Source organism: Psychrobacter sp. 4Dc (genome assembly GCF_002836715.1).
Classification (GTDB): domain Bacteria; phylum Pseudomonadota; class Gammaproteobacteria; order Pseudomonadales; family Moraxellaceae; genus Psychrobacter.
On sequence record NZ_PJAT01000091.1, the window covers coordinates 26580 to 43847 of the forward strand.

General features: G+C 43.1%; 14 protein-coding genes. 1 reads left to right on the forward strand and 13 read right to left on the reverse strand.

The genetic code is table 11. The features are described 5' to 3' along the window. Positions 1 to 70: 70 nt before the first annotated feature. Entirely contained in the window at positions 71 to 799 is a 729-nt protein-coding gene (locus tag CXF61_RS06860) for a CHAP domain-containing protein (RefSeq protein ID WP_165597661.1), read from the reverse strand. Between the two features lie 249 nt (positions 800 to 1048). Between CXF61_RS06860 and CXF61_RS06865 the strand changes: the two genes are divergently transcribed. Continuing rightward, complete coding sequence (locus CXF61_RS06865; RefSeq protein ID WP_165597662.1) at positions 1049 to 1564, forward strand: hypothetical protein; 516 nt, start codon at positions 1049 to 1051, stop codon at positions 1562 to 1564. 288 nt (positions 1565 to 1852) lie between these two features. On the opposite strand, the gene lpxC is transcribed toward CXF61_RS06865, so the two are convergent. The 12 genes from lpxC to CXF61_RS06925 form a co-directional block, all read right to left on the reverse strand. Continuing rightward, the gene (gene lpxC, locus CXF61_RS06870) at positions 1853 to 2770 is read right to left on the reverse strand and encodes a UDP-3-O-acyl-N-acetylglucosamine deacetylase (RefSeq protein WP_193834198.1); all 918 of its coding nucleotides are present in this window, start codon (positions 2768 to 2770) and stop codon (positions 1853 to 1855) included. 324 nt (positions 2771 to 3094) lie between these two features. After that, entirely contained in the window at positions 3095 to 4300 is a 1206-nt protein-coding gene (gene ftsZ / locus CXF61_RS06875) for a cell division protein FtsZ (RefSeq protein ID WP_165597664.1), read from the reverse strand. 266 nt (positions 4301 to 4566) lie between these two features. Further along, a complete protein-coding gene (gene ftsA, locus CXF61_RS06880) occupies positions 4567 to 5859 on the reverse strand; it encodes a cell division protein FtsA (protein ID WP_165597665.1) in 1293 nt (430 codons plus the stop codon). A 164-nt stretch (positions 5860 to 6023) separates the two neighbouring features. After that, positions 6024 to 6812 (reverse strand): cell division protein FtsQ/DivIB, encoded by a 789-nt coding sequence (locus CXF61_RS06885; protein ID WP_165597666.1) that lies wholly within the window; start codon positions 6810 to 6812, stop codon positions 6024 to 6026. Positions 6813 to 7193: 381 nt separating this feature from the next. After that, entirely contained in the window at positions 7194 to 8186 is a 993-nt protein-coding gene (locus CXF61_RS06890) for a D-alanine--D-alanine ligase (RefSeq protein WP_165597667.1), read from the reverse strand. A gap of 23 nt (positions 8187 to 8209) precedes the next feature. Continuing rightward, positions 8210 to 9649, reverse strand: a complete 1440-nt coding sequence (gene murC / locus CXF61_RS06895; protein ID WP_101205772.1) for a UDP-N-acetylmuramate--L-alanine ligase — start codon at positions 9647 to 9649, stop codon at positions 8210 to 8212. Positions 9650 to 9714: 65 nt separating this feature from the next. Continuing rightward, on the reverse strand, positions 9715 to 10800 hold the full coding sequence (murG, locus tag CXF61_RS06900) for an undecaprenyldiphospho-muramoylpentapeptide beta-N-acetylglucosaminyltransferase (RefSeq protein WP_165597668.1): 1086 nt from the start codon (positions 10798 to 10800) through the stop codon (positions 9715 to 9717). 296 nt (positions 10801 to 11096) lie between these two features. Continuing rightward, positions 11097 to 12068: a glutathione synthase gene (gene gshB / locus CXF61_RS06905; RefSeq protein WP_165597669.1), complete on the reverse strand. Its 972-nt coding sequence runs from the start codon at positions 12066 to 12068 to the stop codon at positions 11097 to 11099. A gap of 65 nt (positions 12069 to 12133) precedes the next feature. After that, positions 12134 to 12847 carry an orotate phosphoribosyltransferase gene (gene pyrE / locus CXF61_RS06910; protein WP_165597670.1) on the reverse strand — a complete coding sequence of 238 codons (714 nt, stop codon included), beginning with the start codon at positions 12845 to 12847 and terminating at the stop codon, positions 12134 to 12136. Between the two features lie 62 nt (positions 12848 to 12909). Next, positions 12910 to 13944: a hypothetical protein gene (locus CXF61_RS06915; protein WP_165597671.1), complete on the reverse strand. Its 1035-nt coding sequence runs from the start codon at positions 13942 to 13944 to the stop codon at positions 12910 to 12912. 80 nt (positions 13945 to 14024) lie between these two features. Next, the gene (locus tag CXF61_RS06920) at positions 14025 to 14864 is read right to left on the reverse strand and encodes an SDR family oxidoreductase (RefSeq protein ID WP_165597672.1); all 840 of its coding nucleotides are present in this window, start codon (positions 14862 to 14864) and stop codon (positions 14025 to 14027) included. Between the two features lie 125 nt (positions 14865 to 14989). Beyond that, positions 14990 to 17137 (reverse strand): Lnb N-terminal periplasmic domain-containing protein, encoded by a 2148-nt coding sequence (locus CXF61_RS06925; RefSeq protein ID WP_165597673.1) that lies wholly within the window; start codon positions 17135 to 17137, stop codon positions 14990 to 14992. Positions 17138 to 17268: the final 131 nt, after the last annotated feature.

The window sequence follows — 17268 nt, forward strand, 5'->3', positions numbered from 1 at the left end:
AAAGAGCATTACTGAGTTTGGAGAAAACTTTAGTCTTATTTAACTGATACTTACTTCATTTAACCGATGTTTATTTGTCAGCCATCGCAAGGTAGATACCACGATCTGATGCATCATCAACATACTGCGAATCACGCCATGTCGTATAGCTGTATGTACCGCTATAAGGGCTAATGCTGTTTTGACGGAAATCAGATACCCAGTCATTGCCATCAAAAATCTGAATATGACCATGTGGACGGCTTGACGTGCGGTTATAGACAACGACATCACCAACTTGTGGTGCCATGTCGTTACTGATCTTGGTAAAGCCGGCTTGGGCTAGCGTGCCACGAGAGGCGTACTGATAGGCTGAAGGGTTAGGCGTAAATTCGTAACCTGCTGACTGTAGTGCTTTTCGTACATAACGGGCACAATAACCAGAGCTTCTAGACAAAGCCACTCGTGATGCGCGTGCTGCAGCAATAGCAGGTGCAGAATTACTATCAGGGATACGACTTGCTTGCTGCTGACGCTGCTCGTATGATAAGCGGCTAGTAAGTGAAGCGAGCTGATATTCTTTTTGCTTAGCATGAGCGCTTAGATTGTCAATTGCTTGACTGATCTCATCGTTGCTATATACATGAGCACCACTGTTAGTGCTGTAGATGTTGCGACTAGAACCATAGTTCGCAGAAGTAGAAATATTTGTGATGGTATGACTCAAGGTATTATTTGGTTGAAAGGTTGTTTCGGCAGCACCACTCGCCTGTGCGATACCCATTCCCAATACTGACAAAATTAATAAAGCTTGTTTCATAAATTTACTACCTATTGTTAATACAAGTCTGCTCGTCATCCATAACGAAGCATCAATTAATTTAGAGGATATAATCATCAAATAGACGTGATAAAATCCCTATTACAACGGTTCATTCTTTTCAAATAGTGACTAGTGCCAGTAGTACCTCCCACCTAGTCAACTATCTTATAAGCCATCTGCTATATATTGCGTTTAGCACGTCTGTTATGAGTATCGAGTTTGTCACCTATTAGATGAGTACTTACGATGTCAAAAAAACAGCCTAATCGGCTTGCCCAGCTTATAGATCATCAAGCATTTGCTGGTAGCGCGCTACCTCAAACCCTTGCTAACAACATGCGACTATATATAGAAGCAACCAATGAGATAAAAGAGCTATTGGTAGACTGTCTACCTGAAGAAATACTCAATACCTGTTGGGTTGTAGGCTTATCACCTGAGCAGTTGATATTAAGTGTTAGCTCAATGACAGCAGCAAATCATATTCGCTATTTACATAGCTCGTATTTGCAAATACTAACAGAGCAGTCAATTACATTTAAACAACTCAAGCAAATCCGTGTCGTTGTGGCTAAAAGCTCTGCCGATAATTATTCATCTAAACAATCGTCAACATCATCACTGCACTTGCCAAATTCTCGTAAAGCCAATGAAAATCAGGCGCTTAGCCAGAACACAAAACGGACTATATCACAGGCCGCAGAGCATGTCACCACTGATGAAAATCTCAAAAAAGCTCTTTTGCGTTTGATTAATCATTAAAAATACCGACCGTTAAATGTAAAGTTATGTAAATAAGAGCAGGTGATGGCATTGATAAAGATGGATTTTTGTAATGTATTAGATAAAAAAAATCCTTCGTTAGTTACATCCGGATTATGGATATAGCTAACAAAGGACTTAAAAACCATCTACAGCTTTTGTACTGTGTACCTTAACGGAAAATTCATATATTCATATAGATAATATATTCAAAATATAGAATATTATATAAATGTAATTATGAGCCTTCTATGTAATATTGCGTAAATGTTTCGCTACTTCCTGTATTTATCCTTCAATAACCAAATCGTTAAGCGGTAAATACTCGATAGGACAGGTTACATTGTCATCAAAAGTTACAATTTCAAAATTGTTTTCGTCAGACAGTATTTCACGTACCAATAAGTTATTTAGAGCATGACCAGACTTATAGGCATTAAAGCGACCTAAAATTGGGTAGCCAATCAAATGCAAATCTCCCAAAGCATCTAAAATTTTATGACGGACAAACTCATCGTTAAAACGTAAGCCTTCGGCATTGAGTATGTTGGCATCATCGATAACGATGGCATTTTCCATACTACCACCTAATGCTAGGTTATTTTGACGTAGCGCTTCTATATCACGTAAAAATCCAAAAGTACGCGCAGTGCTTAATTGTTCGATGAAGTTCTGTGTAGAGAACTGCAACTGTGCATGCTGAAAGTTCTTATCAAACGCAGGATGATCAAAATCAATTTCGAAATTTAATTCATACCCTTCATAAGGACGTAGCTCTGCCCATTTATCTTCTAGTTTTACTCGTACTGGACGTATAATTTTAATAAATTTCTTTGCCGCTTCTTGCTCACAAAATCCTGCATCTAGTAAGAGCGCAACGAAAGGCGCAGCGCTACCATCCATAATTGGTATCTCTGAAGCAGAGACCCGAACTAACAGATTGTCTACTCCTAGACCAGCGATGGCACTAAGCAGATGCTCAACCGTGCCCACTCGCGTACCACCAAACACTAAGTTCGATGACATCATCGTGTCTTGTACTAAAAACGCACTCGCTGGGATTGGTTGACTACCTTCTATGTCAGAGCGCTCGAAAACAATACCAGTGTCAATCGGCTGCGGATGAAACTCCAAGTCAACAGGCTGACCACTATGTAGACCAGTACCCGTAACGGCTATTGCTGTTTTTATGGTTCTTTGGTTCATGGTTGTCTTCTCACATATTTTGTTACAATTGACATAGTGTACCATTACCGACCCCTTATTCGCTATATATAAAAAGCGCTAATTTTCTTATCTCCTTGATTGATAACACTTATCGTCAATATTCTATTGCTGATTTTTACTTTATATGGCCTACCTAATGCTATAAAACAATGAGGCTCATATACGTTTCGACAATCATATACATATAGATTACATAGAAAATTGTCATAATTTTTCTTATACAAGACGTTTCATTTTTCCTTAACCACAAAAAAACCAGCGTTAAAACGCTGGCTTTTTCTTACTCACAGTAAATTAGAAGTACTATTTATTCTGTTGACGCTTTAAATAGTCTTGAATACTATTTGTTTTCGTCTTAGGCTGCTCTTGAGGTGCACTTGCACTAGGACGTACAACGCTATCTTGATGCTGCTGAGCTTGAGACTGCTTCTGACTATTTAAAGCGCTGGTATGCACATTAGGATCAACAGGTTGCGTGCTATTAACAGAAGGTACTGGCTGCTCTACTACTTCTGGCTCTTGTCCAGCATTCTCATCTAACGTTAAGCCAGTTGCGATAACGGTTACATGTAAGTCGTCACCCATTTTTTCATCAATCACAGAACCGTAGAAAATGTGAGCGTCGTCGATGTCAGTAATTTCTTCGACTATTGCACTGATTTTGCTCATCTCATCTAGTGACAATGATTCTGAAGAAATAACGTTAACCAATAGGCCTTTTGCATTTTCTAAACGCAAATCATCAAGTAGTGGTGATCTGATGGCTTTTTCAGTCGCTTGACGCGCACGATCATCACCGCTGGCACGGCCAATACCCATCATCGCATGACCTTTCGCAGTCATTGCCGTACGGATATCGTTAAAGTCGATGTTGATCATACCTTCGCTAGCAATGGTTTCCGCAATACCTTGAACAGCATGCAGCAATACATCATCCGCTTTTTTGAAAGCATCTTGCATAGAGATGTTGCCGTATACACTCATCAACTTATCATTTGGAATCGTGATAATTGAGTCGACAAAGTTGGTCAGCTGCTCAATACCTGCTTTAGCAGCTTTGATACGCTTACCACCTTCGAATTTGAATGGCGTAGTCACAACAGCAACTGTTAGTACTTCCATTTCCTTCGCAATACGAGCAACAACTGGCGCTGCGCCTGTACCAGTACCGCCGCCCATACCAGCAGTGATAAATACCATATCTGAGTGCTCAAGCAATGCGCGAATCGCTTCTTCTTCGCTCTCTGCTGCTTCACGACCGACTTCTGGATTTGCGCCTGCCCCTAGACCACGGTTCGTTTTTGCACCTAATTGCAGTTTGTGCGGTGCAGTAAGACGATCTAGCGCTTGTTTATCTGTATTGGCACAAACGAACGTTACACCTCTGATGCCTTGCTGTACCATATGTTCAACTGCATTACCGCCGCCGCCACCAACACCGAATACAGTGAAGCTTGCTTGGCCATTGTTTTGAAGCTGATTATCATCTGGCATGGTGTATTTTGACATAAAAAAGATTCTCCAGTTGCAGATAGCGTGTAAGTCGATACATAGTAACGCACTCATGTGGCGCGCTATCGACATACTATATATAAATGTATTTAAATAAAACAGGGTATGGCTAAAATCGATCAGTATAGACAATAATATGTCATTATCACTTAATACTTTATTTTTAAAACTAATTTATTCGCAATATTACTTTATTTTCTTGCTTAACTAATTTAGAGACATTCCATAATATATGGATTTTCTAGCTATGAGGTTAAACAGATCTATAATATTTTCTTTAAAACATTTGCAAACCGTTGACCCGCGCTCCGAAACACGCCTGATACTCGATTGTTTTGAATCGCTTCAGGTTCGCTTTTCTCACTACGGCGAAACTGCTCACTTTGACTGTATAACAACGTACCAAAAGCCGTCTGATAAGCACGATCATTTACTTGGCTATTTAGTAGCTTAAATGACTCATCATTATCAAAATGATTATAAGCACTGATAGCAGGGTGAGTATTGGTCAGTACGACAGGCATTTTTAGTAGCTTTTTGGCAAAGGGTATCATACCTTTAATCGTACTACCGCCGCCAGTCAACACAATCCCTTTATCGATATAGCCTATCAAACCTGCTTCGTGTAATTGACGCGCTACTTCAGTGAATATCTGAACGTAACGAGCTTCAATAATACGTGCCAAGTTATAGATGCCAATATTGATTTCGTCGCCCGATCCTTGAGGCTTGAACAAAAAGAATGCGCTTGGGTCGACACTATTAACATCAGCTGTACCATGAGACTTCTTCAGCTTTTCAGCTTCAATCATGGAAATACCAAAATCAGCTGAAATATCCATTGTCACTTCATGACTGCCCGTTGCTATACAATGTGTAAAAATCAGCTTATTTTCTTTATACACACAGATGCTGGTCGTACTTGCACCAATATCGACCAAGCAAACCCCTTGCTGGCGTTCCTCAGTCATCAAACTGTACTCAGCACTGGTCACTGCATCGAAAACAATATGATCAATGCCGACGTCACAACTTTGTAACAGCTTTTGGATATTCTGACGGCTGGCAACAGGCATCATCATCATGTGGTACATCACGGTGATATTGTGTGCCATCATTTCGATGACATCATCCACCATAAAATCTTGCTCATCGACATAGATACCTTGCTGACAGCAATGCATCAAATAATAGTCAGATGATAAATCACGCGATTTTGCATTAGCCAATGCTTGTACCATGTCTTTGGCACGTACAACTTCATCTTCTACTTTGACCTCTCCAGCACTGTTTTTGCTGGAGAGTTCAGGGGTCGCAAGCGTTAACCAAACACTATGCACACGGCAGTTAGCGGTGTCTTCTGCTTCTTGAATAGCTTGCTTAATAGCACCTTGCAGACGTTCACGATGCTTTATTTGACCTTGATAAAAATCGCTGTTTCTAACTTGCCCTACGCCCAAAATACGAATGTCTTTTGCAGAGACAACATTGCCTATGACGACATACACTGCCGTGGCACTTAGATGGACAACAACCAGATTTTCATTATTTTTCATGGTACCAGACAAATTATCGCTAAATAGAAGAACAAGTGATGCTCTTCTATTAAATCATTAAAAAAAGCGTTACTAATACGCTATGATGTTGTACATATTTTCTTCAAACTAAATAAACCGTATTAGCTCACATCGGTTATGCATAGATGTAGCGCTTACTTAGGCTATTCTGATTCAGCACTCTGTGTCACGTTCCAAGCGATGGTAAAGCCGTTTTTGTATCGTAAATCTACAGACTGCATTTCATCTCGACGCGTCCTTAACTGATTGCCAAGCAGTTGGCTTAAATTCAGTAGTTTTTGCGCCGTGTTTTCATTGTCTACAATCACACGTAATCCATTATCAAAGCGAATTAGCCAAGTCATTCTCGGTGACAGAATGATATCTTGGACATGCATACCAACCGGTGCATACCAATCATTAACTTGCTGCATCTGTTGCATAATAACTGGCGCTTGAGACATCTCGCCCTGTAAGGTCGCAAAACGTTCTTGTGTTAAATCTCTGCTATCAGCAGGAACAAATACAGCCCCTTTTGCATCGACCAAACGTTCTGTACCAAAATTAGCAACTGCTTGTTTTGGCAGTGCGTTGACGACGATACCACGTTGCCAATCACGAGAGATGCTCACTTGGTCTACCCAAGCTAAGCCCATCGTAATGTCTCGCAATGCCTGCAAATCAGAAGTAAAGAAGCTACTTATTTGTTGTTGTTCCATCACTTCTTGCAATGATCGATACTGAGCAACAGACAAACCTTGATTACTCACATAAATGTTTGCTGGCGGTGCATCACGCAATGCTTTGCCGCCCATCATTAATATTAGCACTAACAAACCTAAGACTAGTATCATAAATAGATACTTTACCGTTGCCGGTACTTGGAGATTAGACTTTGGGCGACCGGCTTTATCACTCATCAAGTCAGTTACCTCGTTGACAGTTTGAGCCATAACGACCTTTGTCCCTATATATGATATGCATAAAACCGATCATGCTATTTATTGATATAAATCTGCTCACTTTTAGCAGAAGCTAATTAAGTCGGTATCTTATCAAACTTTATTAAAAATATGGCTTATATACCGTTGTGACACCCATTTAAACGTAACACTTTTCTTAAATTATGAATAAGTTATCAGTTATATATGGAAAAGAAATCAATAGCACCAAAATAGACTTATTCTTACAATATTAACGTATTTTGTGGTTAAACAATAGCCAAACACTAACTAGCAGCAGCGAATTTACACAAGTTTACATGAAGCTGTGGTATAGCAGCTCTAGTGACACAAAGAGTCATCACTATCTGCTCAATTTAGTTGATTTGACAGTTATAGCGTTTGTGCCAAAATGTGCCAGCATAGTGCATCAAAATCTAATCCGCGCGCTTTAGCCGCCATCGGCACCAAACTGTGACTGGTCATACCTGGTACGGTATTGATTTCGAGCAACCAAAAGTTGCCTGCTTCGTCTTGCATGGCATCGATACGCCCCCACCCTTTTGCATCTACTGCACGAAATGCTGCAAGGCTTAAGTCTTGCAAGTGCTTTTCATCAGCAGTGCTCAATCCACAGGGGATGTAGTAACTGGTATCGTTACGATTATACTTGGCTTCAAAATCATAGAAATTAGTAATGTCAGCTGGTTCGAGACGAATAACTGGATAGGCTTCGTCATCGATAATCACAATCGTAAATTCACGTCCTGTAATCCAGCGCTCAGCCATCACCGCATCACCACATTCCACTGCAGTTGCATAAGCAGCAGGTAGTTCGTCAAGATGATTGACCTTAGTCATACCAATACTTGAACCTTCATGAACTGGCTTAATGATAAGGGGCAGACCTAACATGTTAACTACTTGCTGCCAGTCAGTATCAGCTGTCAGCAATGAGAACGGTGCAGTTGAGAGGCCGCAGCCTTGCCACAGTTGCTTGGTACGTACTTTGTCCATACCTAGTGCAGAAGCTAGAATACCTGAGCCTGTCTGAGGTATATCAAACCACTGTAATACGCCTTGCAACAAGCCATCTTCGCCGCCACGACCATGTAAAACATTAAACACGCGGTCATATTTGCGTAGCTCAGTAATGTCTTGATGCTTTGGATCAAAGTGAGTGGCATCAACGCCTTGGTTTTGAAGCGCTTGCAATACTGCCGCACCACTGTCCAAAGACACGCTGCGCTCATTGCTACTGCCACCATAAATAACGGCGACTTTGCCAAACTGACTGGCGTCTTTTGCATGAGTCGTCGTGTCTAAAGATGTATCATTGGTAGCTGCATTTTGAGTGCTATTATTGTCTTTATTATCAGTTGTCATGAGGATCGTCCCTAAATTTTAGCTTACTTAATATAAAGGTTATTGGCAGCCAAATCGATAGCAATCTGCCCGACATTACCAGCGCCTTGGGTAATCAGCATATCGTTGGCTTTTAATAAACGCTGCATAACAGGAGCTAGATTGTCTTTATCAATAATAGTCGGTTCAACTTCACCGCGCAAACGGATACTACGCGCTAGTGACTTGGTATCAGCGCCCGTAATCGGGCTCTCACCTGCTGAATAAACATCTAATAATAATAGCTCATCAACGCTCGATAGCACCTCTACAAAATCATCGTAGCAATCACGGGTACGGCTATAACGATGCGGCTGAAATAGCATCACCAAACGACGATCAGGGAAGCTTTGACGAGCGGCTTTGATGGTCGCATCGACTTCTTTTGGATGATGACCATAATCATCAATCAATAAGACATTGCCATCATCGATATCGACAGAAGCGTGCTGCTCAAAACGACGACCCACGCCTTCAAATTTCTGCAAGGCACGCTCAATCGCTGCATCATCAACGCCTTCATCGGTCGCCATCGTGATGGCAGCAAGCGCGTTATAGACGTTATGTGTACCAGGAATGTTTAACGTTAGGCGTAATGGCTCACGGTCACGGCGCAATACGGTAAAGTGAGTCTTAGTCCCTTCTGTCACCAAGTCTACAGCTTGTACGTCATTGAACGGCTCAAGACCAAAGGTCAATACCGGACGACCGATATCATCGATCATTGCATACAGTTCAGGGTCATCACCGCAGACCACTGCTAAACCGTAAAACGGCATATTTTGTAGAAACTGGATATAAGCAGCTTTTAATTTATCAAAGCTGTTTTCGTAGGTTTCCATATGGTCTTGGTCGATGTTGGTCACAATCGCGGCCATCGGATGCAATGACAAGAACGATGCATCAGACTCATCTGCTTCTGCTACCAAGAAACGGCTGCTACCCAATGCCGCATTTTTTCCTGACGCATTTAACTTACCGCCAATAACATAAGTAGGATCTAGCTGTCCTTCTGCCATCATCGTAGTGAGCAAACTCGTCGTCGTCGTTTTACCGTGGGCGCCAGCAACTGCGATGCCATGACGATAGCGCATTAGCTCACCAAGCATATCGGCGCGGCGTACTACCGGCAGACGAGCTTCAAGCGCTGCTTTTACTTCAGGATTGCTACGATCAATCGCTGATGAGACAACGATAACATCGGCATTGGCAATATTTTTAGAGTCATGGCCAATCGATATCTCGATGCCAATCTGCTGTAAACGCTTAGTCACTAGACTTTCTGCGATGTCAGAACCACTGACCTGATAGCCTTGATTGTTCATTACCTCAGCGATACCGCACATGCCTGAGCCACCAATACCGATAAAATGCAAATGCTGAATACGGCGCATTTCTGGTATTTCAATCAAACGCTTAGGTAGAGCTTTCGCAGAGGTAGGCATAAGGATCTCTCTTTATTAAAGGTCAATAAAACTTAGTAAATTCAAATAAGGTTATAGATTACAGACTATAGCGCTTGCCAAATGATGTCAGCAACTTGCTTACTCGCACTACGGTTGGCCAATGCGTGGCCTTTTTTTGCCATCGCTAAGCACTTCTCTCGATTGAGTGCGCCAAGCTCGTCACTTAGACTCTTGGCAGTTAGCTCTGACTGTGGCAGTAGAATTGCCGCATCATGTGAGGTCAGCGTGCGCGCATTAGCTGTTTGATGATCATCCACTGCATGCGGTAGCGGTACAAAAATAGCGGCGATGCCGACGTTTTGGATTTCGGTCACGGTCAGTGCACCTGCGCGGCAAACGATGATGTCTGCCCAGTTATAAGCTGCAGCCATATCATCAATAAAAGGCTGTACAGTAAACTGATGGTTGTTTAGGTTTTGTGCGCTATAAGCTGCTTGCGTGGCTGCTTCATTGTTGCGTCCGCACTGGTGTAGGACTTCAAGTGGCTGATCTAGTAATGCTAATGCTTTTGGTACTGTATCATTTAATACCTGAGCACCAAGTGAACCGCCCACTACCAACAGTTTAAGCGGTGAACTGTCATTTACATCGTAGCGTATGGTTGGCTCTGCGACACCAGTAATGGCGTTACGCACAGGATTGCCCACTGTCTCAAGCTTGGCATCTTGCTGACTATTAGCAAAGGTATTCTCGAACGCTTGTAATGTCTTAGTCGACAGCTTAGATAAGTAGCGGTTGCTCATGCCAGCGATGGCATTTTGCTCATGGATAATCAAAGGCGTATTAGTCATACGCGCAGCGATACCGCCAGGTGCAGTGACATAACCACCGAACCCAACGACCACGTCAATCTGATTACTACGAATCACTTTTACTGCTGCCATCGTCGCTGATAGCAGAGTCATTGGTAGCTTCAATAATCGACCAACGCCTTTGCCACGAAGTCCTTGCATATTAATAGCATGAAAAGGATAACCTGTCGGCTCAACCAACCCATTTTCCATACCGTTTGGCGTTCCTAACCAATGAATCACTGCACCGCGCTGGGTCAGCTCGTCGCTCACTGCAAGCGCTGGAAAAACATGCCCGCCCGTACCAGCTGCCATCATCAATATATGCGGTGTTTTCATGAACGCCTGCCTATCTTTACTTTATTTATATGAAGGGTTTATCTCACTGCGGCGGTAACAATTATGAAAAATAATGACCTAGCCAAAGCCCGCATAGTATAGAGGAAATCATTGTCTTATATACAGTACTTTATGCAGCAAAAATAACAAAAATCCAAGCCATGATCGGTCATAGCTTGGCGTCGTGTAATGCTAATAAACGGTAAGGAAAATCAATGACTAACAATACCTCAAAATATGGGTTTTACGTAGTCAAAATATTCCTGAACTCAAAACTTTCCTGAACATAGCGAAAGCTACGCAGTAAATTTATTCTCAATAGCAATAATAAAGTCGGTCGCGATATCTGTACCGCATTGGTCATCAATCTCACGTACGCATGTTGGGCTAGTAACGTTAATCTCAGTGATGCGCCCACCGATCAAGTCTAGACCAACGAACATTAGGCCTTTTTCTTTGACGATTGGTGCCACAACTTCTGCTACTTGGCGTTCAATATCAGTCAATGGCATAGCAACGCCACTACCACCAGCTGCTAGATTACCACGGGTCTCGCCTTTGGTTGGAATACGAGCCAAACTATAATCTACCACGACTCCATCGACGATTAATACGCGCTTATCGCCCTCTTTGATTTCTGGCAAATAACGCTGCGCCATGATGGGCAAAGTCTCAAGCTCAGTCAGTATCTCTAACGTCACTCCGATGTTTGGGCTATCAGCGGTTAAGCGAAAGATACCAGTGCCGCCCATACCATCTAGTGGCTTGACGATGACGTCCTGTTGTTCAGCGATGAACTTACGAATGTGTGCTTGTTTGCTGGTCACAATCGTTGGGCTCATATAATCGCTAAACCACGTCGCAAATAATTTCTCATTGCAGTCGCGAATCGCTTGTGGATCATTGACCACGAGCACGCCTGCTGCTTTGGCATGGTCAAGCATATAAGTGGCATAAATAAAGCGCATATCAAACGGCGGATCTTTGCGCATCAAAATCACGTCATAGTCGCCGACTGGCCCTGTGCTTTTATCACCCAATGTATAGAAATCTGCAGGATCACGCTTTACTGTCAGTGGCTGCGTATCAACCATCAACTGACCACGGTCCAACCACAGGTCATGAATCTGACAATAACCGAGCTGATGGCCACGGTCTTGAGCGGCCCACATCATAGCGAGACTGGTGTCTTTTTTATAATTAACCCGCTCGATCGGATCCATAATAACGAGTATTTTTAGCGACTTTTCTTGTTTTTGTTGGCTCATGATAAAACTCACTTACGTTATATTATTAATATGAAACACACCTACTAAACAACATCAGTGCCCAACTATACGCCGTACTGCTCACGGTAGTGTTGCATTTTGGCTAACTGGGTCGCGTCTTTATGCTGGCCGTTTCGTGCACCATGGTCATCGGCCAAATAACTGATCAAATCATCAATATCAACCAATGCACGTACGGGCACTTCTAGTGTCGCGGCAAGCTCTTGAATAGCAGAGTGATCTGCTTGACCTTTTTCTTTACGATCAAGTGCGACGAGAATACCAGCAACGCTTGCGCCTGCTTGCTCTAAAATATCGACCACTTCGCGCATGGCTGTACCCGCTGTGATGACATCGTCGAGCACCCAAACGGCCTTGCCAGTTACGTCAGCACCGACCAAATTGCCGCCTTCGCCGTGAGTTTTGGCTTCTTTACGGTTATAGCCCCATTTGGCATTGATGCCATGATGTAGCCATAACGCTTGCGCCGTCGCTGCGACAAAAGGAATGCCTTTATAAGCCGCACCAAAGATAACCAGTTCTTGCTCATTATCGCCATTATTTGCACTTATTTGTTCAGCTAAGGCATCTGCATAGCCGCGTGCTAGCAGTGACAACATCTCACCAGTCGCAAGCAAGCCTGCATTAAAAAAGTACGGACTGATACGACCAGACTTTAGGACAAACTCACCAAACTTTAGCACTTGGTTGTCGAGAGCCAGTTGAATAAATTGATGAGATGAAAATGTAGGGTCTTGAGGGCGTGTTACATGAGACATTATGACATTCCTATCAGCAAAAAGAGGGGGCAAAAAATTTGCATTATTGTACGCATTATTGATCAGCTTGACCAACCATTGATCTCATAATCCTGCATATTGGCATAGCGAGTCAGCAAACCACTACGCGACGAGATATTAAAATAGCTCTGTCCATCTGCTCGGACTTGTATCTCCCAGCCCAAATGATAAGCGGCAACAATAATATGGCCAGCAAACAGTCGAATCTGACGATATGCATGGCGCTGTGACGGCTCACAAACGATCTGACTGAGCAAATAGCTACGCACATGCTGGCAGATTTCTGCGGCGCTATAACTATGATTGATACTCTTACGGGTACTACATTGCTTTAGCGCATGGACAGCCACGCTACATGCCATAATATCCGTGGCCAAACTACCCTCGCCTGTTTCAAACTGCTGCGGCTGTAGTATCACTTGCCAATCATCGGCATACAGACTGTTGAGTAGCTCATCAGGATTATAACGTTTGGTCAATGCGCGCATAGATAATGCAGAATTTTGAGCTTTGCTGTCATTATTTGAGTCATTATCTGAATTGTTACCTGACTCAACTCCTGTAGCGCTATGAGTAGGCAAAAACCCGTAACGGTTCAGTTTTGGATAAGCGCGAATCGCCTGTTGAATATCTGACATATCTAATAATGTCATATCCGATAATGTCGATATTAGTGGCTGCTCACTGTGATTCTGATAAAAGCTATCCGGCAATTCGATAAGCTGTGCTGCATTCAGCAATGATAAATGCTCAGCCAGTGCTTCTGAAGCAATCAGCGACCATTTCGATAAGCTGTCTGCATTGGGCTGATAGAACCGAGTCGAGTTACCATAAAGCCTGCGCAGTTGACCATTTAGGCGACGAGCGGGCTCAGGTATATCACTTAATGGTCTGGCAGGATCAAGAGGAGATTGTTTGGGATCAAAGTTAGGATGTACGATCGCAGGTTGCTGTGAATCAGCTAATATAGACGATTGCTCAGCCTTTTTTCGGACGTGACCTTCTGCCAGCTGCCCGCCTTCTGTTGCCAGATTAGCATGAGACAAACGGTCATCAGAAGTAGAAGGCTGGGACATGAAATCTCCATAGACTAGAAAATAAATAAGAACGATTATACCAAGGGCTATTTTACTCTTTAGGGCTTAACTCTAAAGGCTTACTTTTGATGATTTAAAATATCTCGGTAGCCTGTTTGCCAATCAGCATAATCAAGCCAAGCTAACGGAATGTTGCTGTGCAAGCGTTTTCCTGTCACTGAGGTTTTTGTATTATCGATAGTAGGAGGTGTCTCGCCAACCTGCTCACTAAGCCAAGCCCCTAGCTCAAACGTAGTAACAGGTCGATAGTCCGTCGCTAGATAAACAGGCTTTGATGTTTCTATCGTCAACACTTTAGTGAGGATATTGACCAAGTCGCGATCCATGATGCGGTTGCTCCAATGCTCAGCTGGCACTGGATCTTTATTTGGCTCACGAGCCTTGCGTAGTCGCATTAAGCGCTCGCGACCGTAGATGCCACTAGGACGAATAATAATGGCTTTATCACCGAAGCCTTGTTGCAGCGCTTGTTCTGCTTGCAATATAACTTTTGAGGCTTCACGCGCTGGCGTGACAGGTGCAGTATGCTCATCAATCCATTCGCCATTATCCTGACCATAGACACCAGTAGAAGAAATGAATACCACACGTTCAAGTTTAATAAGCTGTGGAGCAAGCGTTGCCAAATGCTGACTAATCGCTAGATAACTGTCGTGATAACCGCTGGTTGAATACTCGTCAGGGGTGACGATAATCGCAATATGAGTAAATGCTTGTAGCTGCTCAGCAGTCAAAGTCAACGCATTAGCCTGCAAAAAACCTGCACTATCTACCAAATCATAGTATTCGCGCTCACTACGAGCCAGCCCAGTCACACAATAGCCATCTTGGGCGAGTTTATTGGTCACTGGTAGGCCAATATCACCTTGCCCGATAATTAGTAAATTTTGCGTACTCATAAAGCATGTTTCCCTTTATACAACTTCCTTTATGCAACGATTACAGCACTTAGAAGCCATTTTGTTTAAATTAATGCCTAAATCAACGGCTAAATCAGTGTCTAAACCAATATCTAAATCAGTGACTAAAAGTATCGTCTGTATGATAGCTGTATATCATCATTGGCATCGATACGTTCTTGCCATTCGTAATTAGCATTAATACGTAGTGCTTGTTTTTTATCAATGTCATATTGCAGTCCTAAGCTTGAGACTGGTTGCCAATAATGACCACGGACGTTGGTTTCATCGTTGTTGCCATGATACCAATATGGCAATTGCAATTCAGCTTGCGCGCGTAACTGATTGTTAATCTGATAACGGCAGCCTGCATTGATACCTGCGCCTAGACGAAAGCCTTTATTGATACCTCGTCCTACTTGCCCTGTACCTGCCAAAAACGTATAGCACAGTTGCGGCGGCATCTCACCAGTACCTGCGGCTGGTGTACCAAATGCCCATGACCAGCCTTTTTCGTAACCCACGCTGCCGACCAAATGATCCGTACCTGCCTCTTGCGAGCCATCGTTTACTCGCGTCGCCTCGATACTGGCGCCCCAAGTATTGCCTTTTTTGGCAGCATTGACAGGGTTAAAAGAACGGCCTCGAATCAAAGTAACGTTTTGCAAGACCACATTGTCTGGCTGATTGGGCTTATTATCATCTGTGTCATACAATCGTAATGTCGCAGCCAGCCCTTCTAAATTAAAAAACTGTGGATACCCTGAGGCGTGGTCAAGCGTATCATGAAACCCCGCTCGAAACCCAATATCCATATAGTCATTGTCGCCACGCTGCCCTATACCTATCGTACCCAACTGTAGCGGATGCCTGTCTATCGGATTATTATCCGATACGTCGATTTGACGCTTGAGCAGTGTTTGCCCATCAGCTGACATGCTCGATACAGGGTTGAGCTGCGCAGACTTGATCTCATTCACGGTTTGTTTGGCACTATTGTGATAGCCCAACTTTGCGCGCTGTTGTTTTTTCTCATTGAGCTGAGATTGACGTACGGTATTATCAGCAGGCGTATAAGTGGTACTTGCCAGCAACTGCTCATCATTTAATAGCTGAATCACATCAGAAGGCACGACTGCGTAAGACAATTGGCTCAGTAAGTTTTGCTGTGGACGGACCACATCAATAAGACGCAGAATCTCAGAAGCACAATTGTCCGTGGTAAAGTAATAAGGCATCTTTAATGCTTTGGTTTCCCAAACGTGGCGCATAATCTGCTGAACTTCCTCCGGCGTCAGACTCAACTGATATGTCCACGTATCACGTTCATCATCTTGCAGGTATTTCGCTAGCATCTCTGGATATGGATCAATTTCGATAGCGCTGTTGTAGCTGCCAATCATTGACTTGGTAGCATAGATCGGGAAACTGTCGTTTGGATCACCGTCTACCGTATAGTTCAGTGCATAAGCCTTATCGATTTGGTTTGGATCAGCGATGCTCGCTTTTGAGTCAATGCGTAACAGCGTATGAGCAAACGCAGAGAGCGGATTGTCCAAGTACTCCTGCGCAAACATAATAGATAGCTGCTCAGGCGCTAATGTCGACATCCATTCATCCAATTCTGGACAGTCAGCAGATAGACTTGCAGCATCGATCGCTAGCGCCTCTGTCAACCATGCCACTCGTGCTGGAAAACGACATAAGACAGAATTATTATTGGTATCAGTTTTGGCTTGGTCGTTATCAGTTGCTGATGATGACACCAACTCTTGTGCAAGTGCTACAAGCATCGCATCCAATTCTGCACCTGAATCTCGTTGACCATTTTTACTTAAAAAAAAGCTCGGATCATTAACCAAACTCTCGGTTTTCTTTTTACCCAATACACTGTTTTTATCATCGTAAAAATACAACAAGCGTCGCCATGTTGTATGCTGTGCCAACTTGTCTGTTTTTACTTGTTGACGCCATGTCGATAGTAGCTGCTCTGTCTCTAAGCTTGATTCAGATAAAGTACTATTTTGAATGTTAGGTTCAGCACTACTGATGCTACCCGACTCAGATAATGCATCTGAATGAGAATAAGTAGGTGCTGTGCTAGATGCGTCAGGTGACAATGTATCTGATTCTAGGACGGACAGCGGCGTTGGTAGAAATGCCTGTGTTTGAGACGAGAGCAATAACCCTGCTATAGCCAGTGGTAGACGTGCTCGCAGGCCAATGGCCATTAGCGTACAATCGATAGGTATGGACGTCAGTTTTATAGACATGAGTTAAAATCTCGCACGTTATTATTCATACGCTATCAGCGTTATTAAAGTTGCTGGGTCAAAAAATCAAACACGTCACCCACTATCATTTAACTATTTAGATAGATTGTTTATCACACCATTATCAATAC

What these genes read in the sequence shown, in the direction of transcription:
- CXF61_RS06860 (WP_165597661.1), bottom strand. Translation starts at nt 799, where the DNA reads ATGAAACAAGCTTTATTAATTTTGTCAGTATTGGGAATGGGTATCGCA.
- CXF61_RS06865 (WP_165597662.1), top strand. Translation starts at nt 1,049, where the DNA reads ATGTCAAAAAAACAGCCTAATCGGCTTGCCCAGCTTATAGATCATCAA.
- lpxC (WP_193834198.1), bottom strand. Translation starts at nt 2,770, where the DNA reads ATGAACCAAAGAACCATAAAAACAGCAATAGCCGTTACGGGTACTGGT.
- ftsZ (WP_165597664.1), bottom strand. Translation starts at nt 4,300, where the DNA reads ATGTCAAAATACACCATGCCAGATGATAATCAGCTTCAAAACAATGGC.
- ftsA (WP_165597665.1), bottom strand. Translation starts at nt 5,859, where the DNA reads ATGAAAAATAATGAAAATCTGGTTGTTGTCCATCTAAGTGCCACGGCA.
- CXF61_RS06885 (WP_165597666.1), bottom strand. Translation starts at nt 6,812, where the DNA reads ATGGCTCAAACTGTCAACGAGGTAACTGACTTGATGAGTGATAAAGCC.
- CXF61_RS06890 (WP_165597667.1), bottom strand. Translation starts at nt 8,186, where the DNA reads ATGACAACTGATAATAAAGACAATAATAGCACTCAAAATGCAGCTACC.
- murC (WP_101205772.1), bottom strand. Translation starts at nt 9,649, where the DNA reads ATGCCTACCTCTGCGAAAGCTCTACCTAAGCGTTTGATTGAAATACCA.
- murG (WP_165597668.1), bottom strand. Translation starts at nt 10,800, where the DNA reads ATGAAAACACCGCATATATTGATGATGGCAGCTGGTACGGGCGGGCAT.
- gshB (WP_165597669.1), bottom strand. Translation starts at nt 12,068, where the DNA reads ATGAGCCAACAAAAACAAGAAAAGTCGCTAAAAATACTCGTTATTATG.
- pyrE (WP_165597670.1), bottom strand. Translation starts at nt 12,847, where the DNA reads ATGTCTCATGTAACACGCCCTCAAGACCCTACATTTTCATCTCATCAA.
- CXF61_RS06915 (WP_165597671.1), bottom strand. Translation starts at nt 13,944, where the DNA reads ATGTCCCAGCCTTCTACTTCTGATGACCGTTTGTCTCATGCTAATCTG.
- CXF61_RS06920 (WP_165597672.1), bottom strand. Translation starts at nt 14,864, where the DNA reads ATGAGTACGCAAAATTTACTAATTATCGGGCAAGGTGATATTGGCCTA.
- CXF61_RS06925 (WP_165597673.1), bottom strand. Translation starts at nt 17,137, where the DNA reads ATGTCTATAAAACTGACGTCCATACCTATCGATTGTACGCTAATGGCC.